18 protein-coding genes are annotated in these 20,499 nt (G+C 67.1%); 12 read left to right on the top strand and 6 right to left on the bottom strand.

The annotated features are described in order from the left end of the window. Window positions 1-36: 36 nt before the first annotated feature. Window positions 37-615, bottom strand: coding sequence for a helix-turn-helix domain-containing protein (locus QO058_RS28840; protein ID WP_284169675.1), 579 nt, complete (start codon window positions 613-615; stop codon window positions 37-39). A gap of 478 nt (window positions 616-1,093) precedes the next feature. Between QO058_RS28840 and QO058_RS28835 the strand changes: the two genes are divergently transcribed. The 3 genes from QO058_RS28835 to QO058_RS28825 are packed head-to-tail and all read left to right on the top strand — an operon-like array spanning window position 1,094 to window position 4,414. Further along, a complete protein-coding gene (locus tag QO058_RS28835; RefSeq protein WP_284169674.1) occupies window positions 1,094-2,794 on the top strand; it encodes an FAD-dependent oxidoreductase in 1,701 nt (566 codons plus the stop codon). Next, window positions 2,791-3,633 (top strand): SDR family NAD(P)-dependent oxidoreductase, encoded by an 843-nt coding sequence (locus QO058_RS28830; RefSeq protein WP_284169673.1) that lies wholly within the window; start codon window positions 2,791-2,793, stop codon window positions 3,631-3,633. Before QO058_RS28835 ends, QO058_RS28830 begins: the two co-directional genes overlap by 4 nt. Before the next feature lie 13 nt (window positions 3,634-3,646). Then, entirely contained in the window at window positions 3,647-4,414 is a 768-nt protein-coding gene (locus tag QO058_RS28825) for an SDR family oxidoreductase (RefSeq protein WP_284169672.1), read from the top strand. Between the two features lie 15 nt (window positions 4,415-4,429). Here QO058_RS28825 and QO058_RS28820 read toward each other — a convergent pair whose 3' ends face one another. The 4 genes from QO058_RS28820 to QO058_RS28805 form a co-directional block, all read right to left on the bottom strand. Next, window positions 4,430-5,260, bottom strand: a complete 831-nt coding sequence (locus QO058_RS28820) for a sugar phosphate isomerase/epimerase family protein (RefSeq protein ID WP_284169671.1) — start codon at window positions 5,258-5,260, stop codon at window positions 4,430-4,432. Window positions 5,261-5,263: 3 nt separating this feature from the next. Continuing rightward, entirely contained in the window at window positions 5,264-6,163 is a 900-nt protein-coding gene (locus QO058_RS28815; RefSeq protein ID WP_284169670.1) for an NAD-dependent epimerase/dehydratase family protein, read from the bottom strand. Between the two features lie 64 nt (window positions 6,164-6,227). Next, window positions 6,228-7,085, bottom strand: a complete 858-nt coding sequence (locus QO058_RS28810; protein WP_284169669.1) for an IclR family transcriptional regulator — start codon at window positions 7,083-7,085, stop codon at window positions 6,228-6,230. A 4-nt stretch (window positions 7,086-7,089) separates the two neighbouring features. Then, a complete protein-coding gene (locus QO058_RS28805; protein ID WP_284169668.1) occupies window positions 7,090-8,136 on the bottom strand; it encodes a Gfo/Idh/MocA family protein in 1,047 nt (348 codons plus the stop codon). Window positions 8,137-8,333: 197 nt separating this feature from the next. On the opposite strand from QO058_RS28805, the gene QO058_RS28800 reads away from it, so the two are divergent. From QO058_RS28800 to QO058_RS28760, 9 genes are all read left to right on the top strand, one after another. Then, window positions 8,334-9,605, top strand: coding sequence for an ABC transporter substrate-binding protein (locus QO058_RS28800; protein WP_284169667.1), 1,272 nt, complete (start codon window positions 8,334-8,336; stop codon window positions 9,603-9,605). A gap of 92 nt (window positions 9,606-9,697) precedes the next feature. Beyond that, complete coding sequence (locus tag QO058_RS28795) at window positions 9,698-10,567, top strand: branched-chain amino acid ABC transporter permease (RefSeq protein ID WP_284169666.1); 870 nt, start codon at window positions 9,698-9,700, stop codon at window positions 10,565-10,567. Beyond that, window positions 10,564-13,086: a branched-chain amino acid ABC transporter ATP-binding protein/permease gene (locus QO058_RS28790; RefSeq protein WP_284169665.1), complete on the top strand. Its 2,523-nt coding sequence runs from the start codon at window positions 10,564-10,566 to the stop codon at window positions 13,084-13,086. The genes QO058_RS28795 and QO058_RS28790 overlap by 4 nt, the downstream gene beginning before the upstream one ends. A 25-nt stretch (window positions 13,087-13,111) precedes the next feature. Then, window positions 13,112-13,918 carry a shikimate dehydrogenase family protein gene (locus QO058_RS28785; protein WP_284169664.1) on the top strand — a complete coding sequence of 269 codons (807 nt, stop codon included), beginning with the start codon at window positions 13,112-13,114 and terminating at the stop codon, window positions 13,916-13,918. A 7-nt stretch (window positions 13,919-13,925) separates the two neighbouring features. Then, complete coding sequence (locus QO058_RS28780) at window positions 13,926-15,677, top strand: FAD-dependent oxidoreductase (RefSeq protein ID WP_284169663.1); 1,752 nt, start codon at window positions 13,926-13,928, stop codon at window positions 15,675-15,677. Then, window positions 15,677-17,395: an FAD-dependent oxidoreductase gene (locus QO058_RS28775; protein ID WP_284169662.1), complete on the top strand. Its 1,719-nt coding sequence runs from the start codon at window positions 15,677-15,679 to the stop codon at window positions 17,393-17,395. The genes QO058_RS28780 and QO058_RS28775 overlap by 1 nt, the downstream gene beginning before the upstream one ends. A gap of 14 nt (window positions 17,396-17,409) precedes the next feature. Next, window positions 17,410-18,024 carry an NIPSNAP family protein gene (locus tag QO058_RS28770; protein ID WP_284169661.1) on the top strand — a complete coding sequence of 205 codons (615 nt, stop codon included), beginning with the start codon at window positions 17,410-17,412 and terminating at the stop codon, window positions 18,022-18,024. Window positions 18,025-18,035: 11 nt separating this feature from the next. Further along, on the top strand, window positions 18,036-18,890 hold the full coding sequence (locus QO058_RS28765; protein WP_284169660.1) for a sugar phosphate isomerase/epimerase family protein: 855 nt from the start codon (window positions 18,036-18,038) through the stop codon (window positions 18,888-18,890). Continuing rightward, a complete protein-coding gene (locus QO058_RS28760; RefSeq protein ID WP_284169659.1) occupies window positions 18,890-19,597 on the top strand; it encodes an SDR family oxidoreductase in 708 nt (235 codons plus the stop codon). The genes QO058_RS28765 and QO058_RS28760 overlap by 1 nt, the downstream gene beginning before the upstream one ends. 177 nt (window positions 19,598-19,774) lie before the next feature. Here QO058_RS28760 and QO058_RS28755 read toward each other — a convergent pair whose 3' ends face one another. Beyond that, window positions 19,775-20,485 (bottom strand): SapC family protein, encoded by a 711-nt coding sequence (locus QO058_RS28755; RefSeq protein ID WP_284169658.1) that lies wholly within the window; start codon window positions 20,483-20,485, stop codon window positions 19,775-19,777. Window positions 20,486-20,499 lie beyond the last annotated feature (14 nt).

Raw genomic sequence — 20,499 nt, 5'->3', positions numbered from 1 at the left:
GCTCCAAGTCAGCAGGCAGGGCGACTGTCTCCATCGTCACGCCCGAAATCGGCGCGGACTTAGGCCCAGCCGCTTCGTAAAGAAACGTGAGAAATACCCGGCATCCCGAAAGCCGAGCGCCTCTGCGATGGCGCCGATCGGGGTCGAGGTATAGAGCAGCCAGCGTTGGGCCTCGACCATGATGCGCTGATGGATGATCTGAATGGGAGGCGCGTCGAAACGCTTCCGGCAGACCGCGAGCAAACGATCTTCGGAAACGCCGAGCCTCCGGGCATAGGCAGCGACCGTGAGACGGTCGGCAAAATGAGCCTCGACGAGCGCCCGGAAGCGGGCCAGGAGCGAGGAGTCGGCGTCGGACAAGGATGCCACCGCCGTATCGGTTGCCAGTGCCGCGCGGGAAAATGAAGCCAGAAGCTTCAGCACATCGCCCTCGATCGCGAGGCTGCGGCCGGCCCCGTCCCAGGCGAGCTCGCTCGACAGCGACAGGAAGCACAGTCCGATCTGGCGTGCGGCCTCCCCGTCGATCGGCCCGGCGCAGCGCGATCGGTCGAGCAACGCCGAAACCAAGCCGTCGCCGCTCGCAGAGGCCGGCAAGGCGGTGCGCGCGATCGACATCACCCAGCCATCAGTGCCCGGCTCGAATGCGAAGCCGTGAACGGTCTCGGCGGGGATGACGAGCAGCGCCGGCGCCTCGATGCCGAAGCTCTCACTCTCGCTGTCCATCCTTCCCCCCGCCCTCCGAGACGAGCAGCAGCTGATGCAGCGCACGATGGGCGTGAGGCGCTATTTGCCATTGGTGATAGCCGCTGCGTTCCCGGATCGGTTCGACATGGATGAAGCGCGGTTCCACATGCCTGATAGGCTCGCCATACAGGCTGTAACGTTCGACCGGTGCGACCGCCATTACGCCTCACTGCGCATCTTGCTCCCCGGGAAAAGTACAAATTATTACGCCCTCCGTCCATTGCCTCGACGCAGCGCCGCCTTACCCTGCCAAGACAAGTTCCCGCGGGGACAGGGCGAAACGTCCTGCCCGCCGCCCCGTCTGCAAGCGGAGAGCGAACGAGCTGAGCCCCGTCGGAAGGAGGAAGCCATGGCCGAGCCATCAGCCGATTGCGAGGTGCTCGTGATAGGTTCCGGCGCCGGCGGGCTCTCCACGGCAATCACGGCCCGCAAGCACGGCCTTAACGTCATCGTCGCGGAAAAGGACCGGTTCTTCGGCGGCACCATGGCCTATTCGGGCGGTGTCCTCTGGATTCCCGGCAGCGTTCACGCCGCGAAGGCTGGCCTTCCGGATTCGCGCGAGGCGGCGCTCGGCTATCTGCGGCAGGAGACCGGAAACTTCTACGCCGGGGACGTGGTCGAAACCTTCCTCGACATCGCTCCCCGCATGGTCGACTTCTTCGAGCGCGAGACCGAAGTCCGCTTTCTCCTGTCCAACTATCCCGACTACCATCCCGACGTGCCGGGCGGCGTGGCGAAGGGCCGCTCGCTGACCGCGGCTCCCTACGATGCGCGCCACCTCGGCAAGGAGCTCGCGCGGCTGCGCCCGCCGCTGGAGACGATCACGTTCATCGGCATGATGTTCAACTCCTCCAACGAGGACCTGAAGCATTTCTTCCGGGCGACGCGTTCATTCAACTCGGCTCTCTATGTCGCGCGCCGGCTCGCATCGCATATCAAGGACCTTGTGCTCTATCGGCGCGGCGTCCAGGTCACCAGCGGCAACGCCCTGGCCGCACGGCTGGCCAGATCAGCCTTCGATCTCGGCATCCCGATCCTGACGGGGATGCCGGCAAAAGACCTCATCGTCGAGAGCGGCCGCGTCGTGGGCGCGCGCTTCGAGGCCGAAGACGGCATCCGCGAGATCCGGGCGAAACGCGCCGTCGTACTCGCCTGCGGCGGCTTTCCCCATGATGAGGCACGCATGGCGGCGGCCTACCCACATGTCGCCCGCGGCGGCCGGCATGTCTCGCCAACGCCGACCGCCAATACCGGCGACGGCATTCGGCTGGCGGAGTCGGCCGGCGCCCGCTGCGAATTGCGCTATCCCAATGCCGCCGCCTGGATGCCTGTCTCGGAAGTACCGCTCGGCGGCGGCCGCACTGGCGTCTTCCCGCATCTCGTCGACCGCTACAAGCCCGGCGTCATCGCCGTGAACCGGGCCGGACGCCGCTTCACCAACGAGTCCGAATCCTATCACGACGTCGGCGCCGCCATGATCGCCGATGGCGCGCAAGGCGATGCCACCGAAGCCTGGCTGATCTGCGATCACGCCACGATCCGCAAATACGGGCTCGGCTTCGCCAAGCCGGCGCCGGTTCCGATCGGCCTCTATGTCCGCAACGGCTATCTCAGGCGGGGCGCGACGCTGGCGGACCTCGCCGGGGCGGCTGGCCTGGATCCGAGAGGACTTGAAACCACGGTCGCGCGCTACAATCGTGACGCCGAACGGGGCGAAGATCCGGAATTCGGGCGCGGGCGCAGTGCCTTCAACCGATTTCTCGGCAATCCCGATCACAAACCCAATCCCAATGTGGCGCCGATCCGCAAGGCTCCGTTCTACGCGCTGCGGATCGTCATGGGCGATCTCGGCACCTTCGATGGGCTGACGACCGACGTCGTCGGCCGCGTGCTGGCAGCCGATGGGCAGCTGATCGACGGCCTCTACGCGGTCGGCAACGATCGGGCGAGCATGATGGGCGGCAGCTATCCCGGCGCCGGCATAACGCTCGGACCGATCATGACCTTCGGCTATCTGGCGGGCTGCCACCTCGCCGGCCGCGAACCATGAACAAAGCAAAGACGATGAGCGACGACGCTGCGGGCATGCCCGGCTTGCAGGGCGCAGCCTGCGTGGTCACCGGCGCGGGCGGCGGGCTCGGCCGCGCGATCGCGCTCGGCCTCGCCAGGGCCGGCGCCCGCATCGCCATGCTGGACCGCTCAACTGTAGCAGCCGAGGAAACCCTTTCCGCCATCCGGCAGATCGGAGCGGAGGCAGCCGTCTTCTCGTGCGACGTCTCGGCCCCTGCGAGCATCGAGTCTGCGGCAGAGGCCTGCATGGCGCAATTCGGCCCTTGCCGGGTGCTGGTCAACAATGCCGCATTGCTGCGCCCCGGCGCACTGGAAACGCTGGCCCTGGCCGAGTGGAATGCCGTGTTGTCAGTCAACCTGACCGGCTATTTCCTCTGCGCGCAGACCTTTGCGCGGCAGATGCGTGCGAATGGCGGCGGCGCCATGGTTCATATCGCCTCGGTCGCAGCGACGCATGCCCAGGCGTTCAGCGGTGCCTACAGCATCAGCAAGGCCGGCGTCGTGATGCTGTCGCGGCAGATCGCACTCGAATGGGCCCCACAGGGCATCCGCAGCAACGTCGTCAGCCCCGGACTGATACTGACTCCGATGAGCCGCGGCTTCTACGCCGATCCGGAGCTGAAGCGGCAGCGCGAGGCGGCGGTGCCGCAAGGGCGGATCGGACAGCCCGACGATATCGCCGACACCGTCCTTTTCCTGGCGAGCGACCGAGCGGGCTACGTCAACGGCGAGGAGATCACGGTCGATGGCGGCTTCACCCGGGGATTGATGAGTCTGATCCCGCGGCCGGGCTACGCTTCCGGCCAGGCCGCCCGTTGAGGGGGCGATAGCCATGGCCAAGAAACCCACGGCGATGATCACCGGCGCGGCAGACGGCATCGGCTGGGCCCTCGCCCGCCGCTTTGCCGCCGCCGGCTGCCGTATCGCCATTGCCGACATCGATGGCGACCGCGCCTCGGCCTGCGTGGCCGAGCTCGGCACCGGGCACATCGCTCTCGCCTGCGACGTCTGCGACGAGGCATCGGTCTGCGCCGCCGTGACGGCTACAGCCTCTGCAATGGGTACGATCGACATCCTCGTCAACAATGCCGGCATAGGCGACACGCATCTGCCGACGCTCGAGCAGGATATCGGCCATTTCGAACAGGTCCTGAAGGTCCATCTCAACGGCACCTTCCTGATGTCGCGCGAGGTTGCGCGCGTCATGGCGATCAGCGGCGGAGCGATTCTGAACATCAGCTCGATCGCTGGACTTGGCGGCTTGCCGCGCCGCAATGCCTATGGCGCCGCGAAGGCCGGCATCGTCCAGATGACGAAGAATCTCGCCTGCGAATGGGCGAGCCTCGGCATCCGGGTCAATGCTGTCGCGCCGGGCTATGTCGGGACATCATTGGTCAGGAAGCTGGAAGCGGCCGGCCGGATCGACCGCAAGCGGCTGGAACGCCGCATCCCGATGGGGCGCCTCGCCGAACCGGAGGAAATCGCCGAGGCCGGCTGGTTCCTGTGCTCGCCGGCGGCGTCCTATGTCACTGGAGCCATCCTCAGCGTCGACGGGGGCTGGCAAGCCTTCTCCGATGCCGGAGACGCATCGTTCGGTTGAGCCGTTCCCGAGGCTTCACGGCCGGGCGAGCGTGTCGTTGAAGACCCATCCCTCCTCAATCAGCTTGCGGGCTCCATCGAGGAGGCCCGCAAGCGGCGTTTCAGAGAGGATCTCGAGCGCGACGGGTCCCTTGTAGCCCTGGCGCTTCAGTTCTTGCCCGATCGCTGTGAAATCGATGGCACCGCTGCCGATCGGATCATGCCGCCACTGACCGATCGGGCTGTCGGACAGATGCACGATGCTGAGATGGGGAGCGAGGGCCGCGAGCCCCTCGACCGGGTCCTCACCGATCGCAACGGCATTGGCAACGTCATAGATCACGGTGACATCCGCGTAGCCCTCGTCAGCGATGAACCGGAGGATGGCGCCGGCATCGGCGAGCAAGCCCTGCGGATGGTTTTCGAGCCCGACAGACAGGCCATGGCGCCGGGCCTCGACGACGATCTCGCGGAAGGCGGGGCGGAAACTCTCCATCAGCCGGTCGTTGGCCTTGGCGAGCAGGGCATGCCTGCGCCCGGAGCCGACACAGACCGCGGCCGCGCCCAAATCGGCGCAGCGTGCGATCAGCCGCCGATAGGCATCGACCGAGAAGCTCACCACATCGGGAGAAGCGCTCGCCAGATTGATGTCGCTGCTTGCGAGATCGCAAGCCAGCAGATTGAGTCCGTACTGCTCGATCAGCCCTTGCAAGCGCGTGGTGCGGGCGGCGTCGCTGCGCCAGGGATCGAAATGCGGCGGCGCCGCCATGAGCTGGACATGGCGAAAACCGGCTGCAGCGACCGCTTCGAGCGCGGCCTCGGCGCTCTCCTGCCAGACGAAACCGAAGGTATGGGCGGCGAGCTGCATGGCCTAGAGGCTTCCATCCCGGTAGAAGGCAAAGGTGCGCGCAAGGCCTTCACGAAGCGACGTGAAGGGTATGTCGGCGAGGACCTCCCGCAGCGGCCCCTCCGCGATCTCCGGAGCCGAAGGCATCGGCGCGCCACCGCGGCGGATATCGCAATCCGGCGCCAGCCTGCGCAACTCGGCGATCACGTCTTCCGGCGCGGCCTGTTCGCCGATCATGTTGAAGACATGCGCTCCCGCGCCTTCGTGTCGAAGCGCGCTCTCGTAGGCCGCGGCGACATCGCCGACATAGACCAGCCCGGCCATGCCCTCATAGGGGAAGACATAAGGCTCGCCCCGAGCCGCCGCCCGGCAGGCAAGAGAAGGCCCCGCGCTGAGCCCGCTGTCGCGGCCTGGCCCATAGACGACGTAAGGCCTGAAGCCGATGCTGGAGAGCCCATGGTCGGCGAAGTAGGCACGCGCGCTGCCCTCGCAAGCCAGCTTGAAGGCGCCGTAATGCGAGGTTGGAATCGGGAGCTTACCGCTCTGCGGTCCATAGGTGCCGGCGCTGCTCGTGTAGACGACCTTGCCGATGCCATGGCGCAGCGCCGCCTCGAACACGTTGAGCGTTCCGATCAGGTTGATCTCGGCGCCGCGAACCGGCTTCTCCTTGCAGGCCAGAGTCAGCACGCCGGCGAGATGGATGATGGCGTCGCAGCCGCGCGCGGCGGCCGCGACAGCCTCGCCGTCGACGATATCCCCGGTCACCCATTCGCAAGCGGCCGCGGCCTCAGCGCCGGCGATCGCCGCGATGGTGGCCCGGTTCTCGGTCCGGTCGAAGATACGGATATGGTCACCGCGGCGCGATAGGCGCCGGCAGATCCAGGCGCCGAGGAAGCCGGCACCGCCGGTAATGAGAACCTGCAATCGAACCTCCCGTCGCGTCGCCGGGCTTTCAGGCGATCTCTTGTTGGCAGGCCAGAGAGCTGGCTCAGCCGAAGAACGGGCCCCGCGATTGCCGCGACGTGAGGCTGGAGCTTGCTCCCATCGCCAGCGACAATTCCCGCGCCGCGCTCAGCAACATCGGCGACAACGCCAACATCTTCTCTTCCGTCAGCCGGATATGCGGCCCCGCGATCACGACGGCGCCGACGACGTCCTTCGTCTGCGGATTGCGGATCGGCGCGGCGGTGGCGTTCATCCAGGGCGAGTAGGTCTGGACGACAATGCTGAAGCCGCGCTTGCGCGCCTGGCGCAGGTATTTCAGCAAAGCCGCTTGTGTCTGCGGCGCGCGCGGGCCGAATTCCTCGCGCGCGCCGTAGCCCTGCCGCTCGACGAGCGCGAGAGCCTCCTCGTCCGGTAGACAGGACAGCCAGGCATGTCCGCTCGCCGAGCAGGAGAGCCTGCCGGCCTGCCCCATATCGGGATCGTAGCGCAGCCCGAACGGCGAACCTTGCGATTTCGCTACCCAGACGAGCTCGCGCCCGTCGATCAGGGCGAGACGCACCAGCTCCGCCGATTCACGCGCCAGATGGTCGAGGATCGGCTGGGCGAGATCCGTGATGCCCGTGCCCGCCAGGAAGCTGAAGGCGAGCGAAGCGATCTTGGCGGTCAGCTCATAGGTGCCGTGATGGCGCTCCTGCCGAACGTAACCATGATCGACGAGGCTGGAGAGGACGCGATGGGTGGCGCTGCGCGGGATCTTCAGGCGCTCCGCGATCTCGAAGAGCGGCAGTCCCCGCGCGTTCTGCGCGAGCAGTTCGATAACGCCGAGGGTGCGCTCGAGCAGGCCGCTCGGCGCTTGGTCGGTTTCGTCCAGCCCTGCGTCGTCCTCGATCCGCTTCGTCATCACCCTATCCAAAATGCATCTCCAGACGCTGTCTCTGGCGTGCTGCGTCCTGAACGGCAAGCGTCACTTTAAGCGTACGGGTCGCATCGGCGGCATCGATCAGGGGAGCGGCGCCGTGGCGCACGATCTCGAAGAGATGCCGGAGCTGGCGCTGATACGGGCTTTCGCGCTCGACCGGGATCGTCTGCTGCGTGATGTCGGCGAACCAGCTCTTCTCGCCGTCATAGCGCCAGTGATCGAGGCTGGGGAGTGCAAGCGAACCTTCCGTGCCCGAGATGAAGTGTGAGTTCACCGGCTTTCCCTGCCGGGGGTAGTTCGGCAGTTCGCCGGAGACGAGATCCCAGCTCCAGGGCGTCACCGCCGTGTCGGACAGGCTCACCGTGATGAGCGCCCCGTTCTCCAGCTCGAGCAGCACCGCCGCCGTGTCCTCGACCGGCAGGCCCCGGACACGGCCGGAGGTCACCGCCTGCACGGCCGCGATCTCGCCGCAGACGAAGCGGATCAGGTCGATCTCATGGATCAGGTTGATCAGCACGGGCCCGCCGCCCGGCTCGCGCCGCCAGGCCAAGTCGAAATAGGCGTCGTGCTTGTAGAATGTGTAGAGCACCGTCGCGTTCGTCAGCCGCCCGAGCGCGCCTTGGCTGACCAGCTCGCGCGCCTTGGCTATGACCGGATTGTGCCGGCGGTGATGCCCGACAAGGACCGGCACGCCAGCACTCGCCGAGGCGGCTGAAAGCTCCTCTCCCTCCGCGACGGTGACCGCGACCGGCTTCTCGATCAGCGCGGGAACGCCACGGGCGATCGCCGCCAGCCCGATCTCGAGATGGCTCTGGTTGGGCGTGGCGACGATCAACGCCTCCGCCTCGCCCGCAGCGAGCAGATCCCGGTGGCTCGCATACCAGGGCAGCCCGCGCTCTCGACAATAGAGGCGGCCGGCTTCTGTCGGATCCGCCACACCAGCGATCGCAGCGAAGTCGCTGCCTGCAATCACATCGGCATGCATGCGGCCGATGGCGCCGGCCCCGACGAGCCCGATCGATAGCGGTTTCATGCGTTTTTCTCCCGCCCCGTTTATGTCGGCGCCGCCGGAGGGCGTCAACAAAAATCAGAATTAGATTCCAATTCTCAAATTATCGGTGGAATTCAATTCCAGTTATGTTACAGCCGTCGCCGCCGCATGCCCCGCCGGAACGGACGGGCAGACATAAAGATCGACACGGCAAGGGAACGCCACACAGGGAGGACGTCGTGACAGACGCTCGCAAGCCATCAATCACCCGCTGGATCGGACGCCGCAGCCTGCTCGTGGGCGCCGGATCGCTCGGCGCCAGCGGCCTCGTTTCGGCCAGGCTCGGCATGCCCTATATCGGCAACGCCGCAGCGGCGGACCCGATCAAGATCGGCATGATCTGGGCCAAGACCGGGACCATCGTCGATCAATCGGAATACCTCGCCCAAGGCGGCATGCTGGCCCTGGAGCAACGCAACAACACGCTGCTCGGCCGCCCCACCGAAATCGTCTGGCTCGACGAGCCGAACCCGCAGGGCGCGCAGCAGAACGCCGAGCGCCTCGTCGGCGAGCACAAGGTCGTCGGCATGGTCGGCGGCGCGCTCAGCTCCTTTGCACTCGCGATCTCGGCGGTCGCCAAGAAGGCCAAGGTGCCCTACATCGCCGCCAATGCCGCCACCGGCGAACTCACCGGCAAGTCCTGCAACAAATACACCTTCCGCCTGCAGCCGCCGGTCGACGTGCATGTGCGGGTGCTGGCGCCCTACTGCGCCGATGTCGGCAAGAAATGGTACCTGCTGACGGCGGCCTATGCCTTCGGCCAGGACATCAAGCGTTCCTTCGAGGACTACGCCAAGGCCAATGGCATCACCATTGTCGGTGCCGACGAGGTCCCGGTCGGCACGCCCGACTATTCCTCCTTCATCCTCAAGATCCGGCAGGCGAAGCCCGACGTCGTCATCGGCGGCATCGCCGCCAGCGACCTCACCACCTTCCTGAAGCAATGGAACGAACTTGGCATGAAGGGGCGCATCCCCTTTGCCGAGATCTCCGTCGGCAACACCGATCTGTGGGGCGTCGGCCCGGACGCGGCCGACGGCCTCTACACGATCACCTGGTACTACAAGAACCCCAACAACCCGCCCGAAGAGCAGGCGATGGCCGCCGCCTACGAGAAGAAATACGGACGCCCGGCTGCCGACAAGGCCTGGATGGGCTGGATGGGCATGAAGACCCTGCTCGATTCCATCGAGGCGGCGAAGTCGACCGACTCGGCGGCGATCGTCGCCGCTCTCGAGAAATGGTCGACCAAGCGCGACGGCCTCGACGTGCACTATCGCAACTTCGATCACCAGATGGTCAGCCGACTGCTGGTCGCCGGCATCAAGCCGAAGATCACCGACAAATGGGATTATTTCGACATCAAGGCGGAGCTGCCCAAGACGACCGCCGATATCGAGAAGGCCTTCGGCAGCCAGGCTGAAAGCGCCTGCAAGATGGATGCTGTCTGACCGCAGCCATCCCGACGTCGACGCGGCCGCACGCTGTCGTGCGGCCGTCCCGTCCCGCGCGTCCTTTGCGTCCTTGCAGGAGCGGCCAGCCCATGTTGGACATGATACTGTCCCAGACCGTCAACGGTCTGATCCTCGGTTTTCTCTACGTCCTGATCGCGGTCGGGCTGTCGATCATCTTCGGCCTGCTCGGCATCGTGAACTTCGCCCACGGCGCCTTCTTCGCGCTCGGCGCCTATCTCGCGCTGGTGCTCGCCCGTGAATTCGGCTGGTGGGCCGCGCTGCTCGCGCCGGTACTGACCGGCGGAATCGGCATGGTGGTCGAGGTCGTCCTGATCCGTCATCTCTACGGCAAGGAACCGCTTCTCGGCCTGATCCTGACCTTCGCGCTGGCGTTGCTGATCGAGGCGATCCTGCGCATGATCTTCGGCGGCGCGCCGCTGCCCTTCAGCGCGCCGCGCTTTCTCGCAGGCTTCGTCGAATACGGCCCGATCCTGCTGACCAAATACCGGCTCTTCGTCCTGCTGGTCACGATCGCCGCCCTCGTCGCCTTCTGGGCCTTCCTCACCTACACGCCGTTCGGCCGCATCATCCGGGCCGGCTCACGCGACGCCGAGATGGTCGGGTTGCTCGGCATCAACCTCCCCGTCGTGTTCAGCTTCGTCTTCGGCATCGGTTGCCTGCTCGCCGGCCTCGCCGGTCTGCTGGCGGCGCCGCTCTGGACCGTCACGCCCTCGATGGCGGCCAGCGCGATCATGCCGGCCTTCGTCATCGTCACCATCGGCGGGCTCGGCTCCTATGCCGGCGCCATCATCGCCGGGCTGCTCGTCGGCGTTACCATCGCCATGACCATCCAGTTCCAGCCGGAGTGGTCGGGCGCGGCCATGTACGTGCTGATGGCGGCCATCCTGCTCGTGCGACCCCGTGGCCTCTTCGGTGAAAAATGGGAGCGCTTCGAATGAGCCCTCGCACCCTGCTCACACACCCTGCCCTCTGGGTCGGTGTCGTCCTCTGCGCCCTGACCGCGCTGTGGCTGGCGCTCGGAGCCCCGGTCGGCCTGATCACCCAGATCGCGATCTATACGCTCTACGGCATGGGGGTGAACCTGCTCGTCGGCTATACCGGCCTCGTCCCCTTCGGCGCTTCTGTCTTCTTCGGCTGCGCCAGCTATGCCGCTGCCTTCTTCGTGCTCGGCCGGATGTCAAACGACATGGGCGGCCTCCTGCTCTCGGTGCTGTTCACGCTGGCGCTGGGCCTGGTGCTCGGCGCGCTGATCCTGCGGCGCAAGGGCCTCTATTTCTCGCTCCTCACCCTGGCCTGCTCGCAGATCGCCTTCGAGGTCGCCTTCAAATGGACCGCCGTCACCGGGGGCGAGAACGGGCTGCAGGGCGTGGCACGTCCGACCTTCGAGAGTGACCTCGCCTTCCACGGATTCGTCATCGTCTGCGTCGTCGCGGGAGTCTGGCTGCTCTGGCGCATCGTGCATTCGCCGTTCGGGCGGGCCTTGCAGGCCGTGCGCGACAACGAGCAGCGTGCGCGCAGCCTCGGCTTCAACGTCTATCTGCTGCGGCTCGGCTCCTTCGTTCTGATGGCCGGATTCGTTGGTTTCGCAGGCGCGCTGCTGACCTTCCTGCTGCAAGGCGTCTACGCCAACAACCTGAGCTGGCAGCATGCGGGCGATGCCTTGCTGATGACGGTGCTCGGCGGTGTGCATCACTTCCTGGGTCCGCTCTGGGGCGCAATCACCTTCATCATCCTGGAGAACCGGCTTTCGGCCGTCACCGAGAACTGGTGGCTGGTCTTCGCGCCGATCCTGATCCTGTTCGCGCTGCTATCGCCCGAAGGCATCACCGGTCTTGCGCAGCGTTTCGGCCGGCGCCAGCGCTGGACCCTGACACGCAACACGATTCCACCGCGGCCGGCCGTGATCGAGCCCTATGTCAGCGCCGCCCAGGCGATGGATCCGGACAAGCCGATCCTCGAAACACGCAAGCTCTCGAAGCAGTTCGGCAGTCTGGTCACGGCGAAGGAAATCGACCTTCAGGTTCGGCCCTTCGTCCTGCACAGCATCATCGGGCCGAACGGCGCCGGCAAGACGACCTTCTACAACATGCTCACCGGCGTGCTGCCGCCGAGCGGCGGGCAGGTCTTCTTCGAAGGGCGCGAGATCACCAAACTGCCGATGCATGCACGCGCCCGGCTCGGCATCGCCCGCTCCTTCCAGATCCTGTCGATCTTCCCGAACCTGACCGTGTTCGAGAACGTGCGCATTGCCGTGCAGGCGCAGCGCCTCGGGGCACGCGGCTTGCTGCGCGACGCGCATGACATCGCGGAGATCAATGCGCGCAGCTGGTCGCTGCTCGATGCCGTCGGCCTCGTCGAGCAGGCCGCGGAAATCAGCCAGGACCTGCCGCATGGCGCGAAGCGCCTGCTCGAGATCGCGGTGACGCTGGCGATCGAATCCAAGCTGCTGCTCCTCGATGAGCCGCTCGCGGGCCTTGCCGAGGCCGATCGGATCGTCGTCGCGGACCTCATCCGCCGGCTGTCGCAACGCCATGCCGTGCTGCTGATCGAACACGACATCGACCGCGTGCTCGCCATCTCCGATCGCATCTCGGTACTGCATCAGGGCCGCATGATCGCCGACGGCAAACCAGCCGAAGTGGCACGCAATCCGGACGTGATCGCCGCCTATCTCGGCGCCGCCAGGGATGGCGAGCGCGCCACGGCGCCGGCCGTGAACCGCGGCAATGCGGCGGCCAGCCGCGTCCTGCTCGAAGCGTCCGACATCGCCGCCGGCTATAGCGGCAGCACCGTTCTCTCAGGCATCGACCTGACGATCAGAGAAGGCGAGGCGGTCGCGCTGCTCGGCCGTAACGGCGTCGGCAAGACGACCTTGCTGCGGGCGCTGACCGGCAGCCTCCCGCTCGACCGCGGCAGCATCCGCTTCGCCGGCACGGACCTGCGTAAGCTACGCCCCTTCGAGATCAACCGGCTCGGCATCTCGCTGGTGCCCGAGGGGCGGCGCCTCTTCCCGAACCTGACGGTGGTCGAGAACCTGATGCTCGCCCAGCGCCCGGGCGGCATCACCCTGGACGAGGTCTATGCGCTCTTTCCCCGCCTCAAGACGCGCCAGGCTGCAAAGGCCGAGAATCTTTCCGGCGGCGAGCGCCAGATGGTGGCGATCGCCCGCGCACTGATGGTTCCCAGCAAGCTCATCCTGCTCGACGAACCGTTCGAGGGGTTGGCGCCGGCCGTCGTCAACGAGGTCATGGAAGCCCTGGTCAAGCTGCGCGGGCGCGTCGCGATGGTGATCGTCGAACACCACGCCGAGCTGGTGCTGCCGATCGTCGACCGGGCCTATGTGCTGGTCAACGGGCAGGTCGCTTTCTGCGGAGACGCGACGGAACTCGAGCACGACGAGGCGATGCAGGCGCGCCTGCTCGGCGTGGTCGAAACCCAGGGCCAATGCGCGGCCTGATCGGCGCCGCGAGAGGAGAACGACTGTGGATTTCCAGATCACCGGGGCGACGCGCCTCAACCTCATCGTCGGCGAGCCGATAGCACAGGTGAAATCGCCGGCCGGCATGACGGCCGCTTTCGCCGACCGCGGCCATGACGGCGTCGTCGCGCCCGTTCGTGTCGCGCCAGAGCATCTCGATGCCTTCCTGAAGGCGGCCGATCACCTGCCGAACCTCGACGGCATCATCGTCACCGTCCCGCACAAATTCGCCTGCCACCGGCACTGCGCCAGCGCGACCGAGCGCGGCGACTTCCTCGGCGCGGTCAACATCATGCGCCGCCGAAAGGATGGCGCCTGGCATGGCGAGATGGTCGACGGGCTCGGCTTCGTCGGAGCGCTCAGGGCCAATGGCGGTGAGCCGGAAGGCAAGCGTGCATTGCTGATCGGCGCGGGCGGCGCCGGCTCGGCCATCGCGCTCGCCCTGGTCGACGCAGGTGTCAGCGAGCTGGCGATCCACGATGCGGATACCGCTCGGCGAGACGGGCTGATCGAGCGGCTGAACCGCAAGGGCAAGGCCAGGGTCTTCGCCGGTTCGACCGATCCGACCGGCTTTGGCCTGGTCGCCAACGCCTCGCCCGCGGGCATGAAGGCCGGCGATCCCCTGCCCGTCGCAGTCGAGAACCTCGCACCGGACACTTTCGTTGGCTGCGTCATCACCGTTCCGGCGATATCGCCGCTGATCGAGGCGGCGCGCGCGCGCGGATGCCGCACCTCGACGGGCACGCAGATGTATCAGGCACTGCAGGCCGCGATGGTCGACTTCCTGCTCGCTGGCGAGCGCATCGGCTGAGGTGGCCATGTTCACGACATTGAAGGCTCTGCCGGAGCAGGCCGCCTACGACCTGATCGTGGTGGGCTCGGGTGCCGCCGGCCTTTCGGCCGCCGTCTTCGCCGCAATCGAGGGCCGCTCCGTCCTCGTGATCGAGCGGACGGAGTATGTCGGCGGCACGAGCGCGCTATCGGCCGCCACCACCTGGATTCCCAACTCGATGCATGCGGAAAAAGTCGCGACGGGCGACAGCCTCGAAAAGGTCGCGCGCTTCCTCGACGGCGTCGTCGGCAATCGCTCCTCCGCACGCCTGCGCGACGCGTTCCTGCGCGCCGGTCCCGAGGCCATCGCGACCCTGGAGGGCCGTACCGACGTGCATTTCCGGCCCTACGCGACCCATCCGGACTATGAATCGGATGTCGAGGGCTCGACCTTGCGCGGTCGCGCGCTGGAGCCCGAGCCCTTCGACGGGCGCCAGCTTGGGGAAGATCTGAATCGCATCCGCCCGCCGATTCCGGAATTCACCCTGTTCGGCGGCATGATGATCGACCGGACCGACATAGGCCACCTGCTCAACCTGCGCAGATCCTGGAAGTCGTTCCGGCATGCGGCCAGTATCCTCGGCCGCTACGGATTGGATCGCCTGCGTGGGCAGCGCGGCACGCGGCTCGTCATGGGCAACGCCCTGATCGGCGGCCTGCTCCTGACGCTGAAGAGGCATGGTGGCGCCGTGCTGCTCAACGCCTCTGTGACGGAACTTCTCACCGGGCCCGTTGGCGCCACCGGCGTCGTGGTCGCGCAGGACGGTGCCTGCCGCTCCATCGCAGCGCGGCTCGGCGTCGTGCTCGCGGCCGGCGGCTACAACCGACACCCGCAGCGGCGCGCCGAGATGCTCAATGCGCCGGTGCCTCCCCTCAGCCCGGCCGCGCCCGGCCATACCGGCGCGATGCAGGATCTTGTGCTGAAGCTCGGCGCGCGGTTCGGCGAGGATAATCTCGACAATGCCTTCTGGGCGCCGGTTTCGACCCGCAAGCGACCGGACGGCACGACTGCCGTCTTCCCTCATTTCGTGCTCGATCGCAGCAAGCCAGGAACCGTATGTGTCGACCGGACCGGCCGACGCTTCGTCAATGAATCGACCTCCTATCACCTGTTCAGCCGGGCGATGTTCGAGGCCAACCGCAGCCGGCCGACGATCCCTTGCTGGATCATCACCGATGCCGAAGGCCTGCGCCGTTACGGCCTCGGCATGGTCCGCATGGGCACGCGCGACCTGAAGCCTTTCCTCGCCGACGGCTACCTGATCGAGGGCGCGACAGTCCCCGGTCTCGCAGGCAAGCTCGGGGTCGATCCGGCAGCGCTGTCGGAAACGATTGCGAGCATGAACGACTACGCTCGCAGCGGCATCGATCCGGAATTCGGGCGCGGCACGACGGACTATCATCGCGTCAACGGCGATGGCTCGCGCGGCTTCCCGAACCCGACGCTCGGCCCGATCGCGATCGCGCCCTTCTACGCCGTAGAGCTGACGCCCGGCGATATCGGCGCCGCGACCGGGCTCGTCATCGACGAGGATGCGCTGGTTCTTGGTGAGGGCGATCGTCCGATCGGCCGCCTCTATGCCTGCGGAAACGAGGCGAACTCGATCATGGGCGGCACTTATCCGGGGCCGGGCATCACGATCGGTCCGGCGATCACCTTCGCCTGGCGCGCGGTCCGCCATGCGCTCGGCCGTGGCGCGGATCGGCAAGCGTCCTCGGTGCCGGAGCAGGCCACCTGATGAGCGAAGCGCTGCCGGCATCCTGCGATCTGCTGGTGATCGGCTCGGGCGCCGGCGGCCTCGCCGCCGCGGTCACCGCCGCCGCGCTCGGCCTCGATGTCGTCGTCGTCGAGAAGGAGGATCATTTCGGCGGCACGACGGCCTGGTCCGGGGGCTGGATGTGGCTTCCGCGCAATCCGCTCGCCCTAGCCGCTGGTATCGACGAGGACGAGGCCACGATCCGAACCTATCTGCGACACGAGCTTGGCGACGACTACGACGAGGCTTTCGTCACGACCTTGCTGGAGCAGGGACCGCGCATGGTCTCCTTCTTCCAGCGCGAGACGGCGGTCGACTTCGTCGACGGTAATCTCATCCCGGACTTCCACGGCAAGACGCCGGGCGCCAGCACGGGCGGGCGCTCGCTCTGCGCCAAGCCCTTCGACGGCCGCGAGCTCGGGCCTCGGCTCAAGGACCTGCGACCGCCGCTCGACGAAGTCGCGCCTTTCGGCATGAACATCGGATCCGGCGCCGATCTGCGCCATTTCCTCAACGCCACGCGCAAGCTGCCGTCCTTCCTGCACGTCCTGCACCGCCTCGCGCGACACTTCGCCGACCGGGCCCGCCACGGACGCGGCCTGCATCTCGTCAACGGCAATGCGCTGGCGGCACGGCTGCTGAAATCGGCCGACGATCTCGGCGTGACGCTGCGGACCAGCACCGCGGCGGTCGAGATGCTGCGGGAGGGCGACCAGATCGCAGGCGCGGTGGTCGAGACCGACGGACGGCGGCAGAGGATCCGGGCCGGACGAGGCGTAGTGCTCGCCACGGGCGGCTTTCCGCATGATGTCGAACGTAGGGCCGAGCTCTTTCCGCACGCGCCGACAGGCAAGGAGCACTGGTCGGCCGCGCCCTGCGCCAACACGGGCGACGGCATCAGGCTCGGCGAGGCGGCCGGCGGCCATGTCCAGGCCGGCCTGCCCAATGCCGGGGCCTGGGCACCGGTCTCGCTGGTGCCGAAGCCGGATGGATCGATCGGCCGCTTTCCGCATCTGGTCGAGCGCGCCAAGCCTGGCGCGATCATTGTGCGCCGCAACGGGCTTCGCTTCTGCAACGAGGCGGATTCCTATCACGACGTCATGCAGGCGCTGTTCGCTGCCACGCCGCCGGGCGAGCCGGCCGAGGCGTGGCTGGTCTGCGACGACGCCTTCCTGCGCCGCTACGGGCTTGGCCGCGCGAGACCCCGCCCCTTCCCCATCAGGCCCTGGCTGCGCAGCGGCTATTTGCGTCGCGGCGACACCGCCGAGGCGCTGGCGGCCGACTGCGGCATCGACGTGGCCGGCTTCTCCGGGACCCTCGCGCAATACAATCGCGATGCAGCGCAGGGGCGCGATCCTGCCTTCGGCCGCGGGGAGACGCCCTATAACCGGGTGCAGGGCGACCCGGAGCACCGGCCCAACCCCTGCGTCGCCCCGATCGGTCCCGGCCCCTTCTACGCCGTCAAGATCGTGCCCGGCAGTCTCGGCACCTTCGCCGGTCTGAAGACGGATGCCTTCGCCCGCGTGCTCGACCGCAACGGCGCTCCGATCCCAGGCCTCTATGCGGTCGGCAATGACATGTCGAGCATGATGGCCGGGCGCTATCCGGCCGGCGGCATCACGCTGGGGCCCGCCATGACCTTCGGCTACGTCGCCGCCCACCATGCCAGCGGCGTGCCGCTCGCCAACAATCGTTCCTGATGCCGGAGAGAGCCATGCGCTACGAAATCGCCACCCTGACCATCCGTCTCGGCAAGGCCGGCGCCATCGTCGCGGCGATCGACGTCGCGTTGAAAACCGGCGCGGCGAAGGGGCAGTTGTACGGCTGCTGGGCAAGCGAGATCGGCACGCTGAACCAGATCATCGTTCTGCGTGGCTTCTCCGATGAGGCAGAGCTCCGCCAGGAACGCGAGCGCCTGCTCGCCAGCGGCAACCCGTTCGGCTGCGGCGAGGACATCGGGAAGCTCACCTTCGACAGCTACGCGCCCTTCCCCTTCCTGCCGCCGGTGGCGTCCGGTCGGTATGGCGGCGTCTATGAGATCCGGACCTACATGCTGAAGCATGGCGGCGTACCCGCCACCATCGCCGCCTGGCAGGCCGCGGTGCCGGCCCGTGTCGAGCTCTCGCCGCTCGTCATCGCAATGTACGCGCTCGATGGACCGGCGCGCTTCACTCATATCTGGCCTTTCGCCAATCTCGACCAGCGGGCCGCTGTCCGGTCAGATTCCGTGGCGAAGGGCCTATGGCCGCCGAAGGGCGGCCCCGAATGGCTGACCGGCGAGATGTATTCGACCATCGCCCTGCCCACCGCGATCTCGCCGCTCGCCTGAGGATCAAGTCGATGCAGCCAACGATCTCGCTCGCCTATCTCACCAGCGTTCCACTCAGCCCTCCCGATGTCATTCGACTCGCCGCCGAGCTCGGCTACGACGCCGTCGGAGTGCGCGCTCTTCCAGCCGCGCCGGGCGGCGATGCAAGCCCGCTCATCGACGATGCCGCGCTGAGGGCGGAAACCCGCCGAGCGCTCTCCTCCGGCGTGCCGGTCTTCGACGTCGAGATCGCGCGCCTCGGCGCCGATTTCTCCGTCGAGGCCTTCCGCCCCTTTCTCGAGCTCTGCGGCGAACTCGGCGCCCAGGCGATCCTCGTCGCCGGCGACGATCCCGATGAGGCCCGGCTCACCGCCTCCTTCGCCGCATTCTGCGAGGCAGCCGCGCCTTACGGACTGACCGGCGACCTCGAATTCATGCCCTGGACCAAGGTGCCGGACGCTCGCGCCGCACTGCGGATCGTCACTGCTGCCGCTCAGCCCAATGGGCGCGTCCTGGTCGACGCGCTCCATGCCGGCCGCTCGCACACGACGCTTTCCGACATCGCCGCCATCCCCGCATCGCGGCTGAGCTACGCGCAAATCTGCGACGCGCCGGGCGAGATCCCCCAGACGGATGAAGGCCTTATCCACACTGCCCGTCAGGCGCGGCTCCTTCCCGGCGAAGGCGGCATCGACCTCACCGGCATCTTCAGCCAGCTGCCGGCCGACCTCCCGATCAGCGTCGAGGTGCCGCATCTCGAACGGTCGGCGAAGCTCGGCGCGCGCGAATGGGCGCGGCAAGCACTCGACGCCACGCGTGCTGCGCTTGCCGCCCGCGACGCCGCTGTCGCGAAAGGCGCCTCGCTCCGCCAACCCGAGGCTGCGTGATGAACGCGATCGATCTCAAGGGGCGTGTCGCCTTGCTCAGCGGCGGCTGCGGCGGCATCGGCCGCGCCGTCGCGGAGCGTTTTGCGGCGTCGGGAGCGAAGGTCGTCACCTGGGACCTCGCCGAGGATGCCGACGACCAGCTGGATGTCACCGACGAGACCGCCGTCGCGCAAGCCATGCAGCGCCTGCTAGCCAGCCACGAGCGCCTCGACATTCTCGTCAACTGCGCCGGCATCATCGGCCCCAATCTGCGGATCGAAGATTACAGCGTCGCTGACTGGCAGCGCACCGTCGACATCAGCCTGAAAAGCACCTTCCTCTGCTGCCGGGCCGCCGTGCCCTCGATGCGCGCCCGCAACTGCGGCCGGATCGTCAATCTCGCCTCCATCGCCGGCAAGGAAGGCAACGCGACGATGACGGCCTATTCGGCGGCCAAGGGCGCGGTCATCGCGCTGACGAAGGCGCTCGGCAAGGAACTCGCGGACACGGATGTTCGGGTCAATTGCGTCGCTCCCGCCGTGATCGCCACCCCGATGAACCAGAAGATGACGCCCGAAGCCTATGCCGCCGTCGTCTCCAAGATTCCGCTCGGCCGGCCTGGCCAGCCCAGCGAGGTCGCCGCGATGATCGCCTGGCTTGCCTCGGACGAATGCTCGTTCTCGACCGGTGCCTGTTTCGACCTCTCGGGAGGCCGCGCCACTTACTGAATGCAGCGTCTTCATATCAGCACCGCAGCAGCGGCCACTGGCTTGTCGCCCGCAAGCGGGCGTTCGGACTACAGTGCCATCTTCGACAGCGCCCCGAAGCGGGTCGCCATGAAAGCGTTACCGAGCGGTTGGCCTTCACTCCTGCCACCCTCAGCACTGGTCGGATGTGAAGTCTGCCTATGAGCGCTCGCCGAGCAGGGCGAAATTCGCCAGGCTGATCAGATGAGCGTGGATCGGCGCCAGATAGCCTTTCCGCCGCAGATCGAGCCAGATCTCGTCGGACAGCGTGTTGAGGCGCTCTTCGCTCACCGCCATGAAGCCGGAGAAGCTCGAGCTCGCGCCGTTGGCCGAGCGTATTTCGATGTTGATCGTGTGGAACAGGTCGAGGGCCTTGAGCTCGGCGGTGAAGGCGGCCGTGGCCTTGGCGGCATCGGCATATTCGCCGACGAAGGTGATGACCCGCTGCAAGGCTTCCGCCGGCTCGCCTTCCTCGGTGAAGAGGCGCTCGCCTTGCTCGTTCTGCAGGCCGGAGAAGCCGCCGTCGACGCAGATGACCTGTTGCTCCGCCGAGACCTCGCCACCGACGAACGGATAGCGCCGTAGATAGGCCGGCGCATGCTGGCCACGCCAGCGCCCCTCGCCATTGACGAAACAGCACTCGCCGGGACGCATCCCGACCATGAACAGCGGGGAGACGAGGCCCGCTTCATCGAGGAAAAGGATCGGCATGTCCCGGCAGGCGACGGCGAACTCCGGCATCAGGGCCGGCAGGACATGGGCTCCGGACGCGAAGGCGTAAGGCGCCTCCGACGGGGCGATGCGCGCCTCGCGATGTTCGTTGCGGTCGAGCACGGTGATGCTTGAATAGAACAGCGGCAGGGGAGCCATGATCGGATCCTTGT

The organism is Bosea vestrisii (assembly GCF_030144325.1).
In the GTDB taxonomy this organism is placed as follows: domain Bacteria; phylum Pseudomonadota; class Alphaproteobacteria; order Rhizobiales; family Beijerinckiaceae; genus Allobosea; species Allobosea vestrisii_A.
The sequence above is the reverse complement of the archived record's forward strand: the minus strand, read 5'-3'. Positions and strand labels throughout refer to the sequence as shown.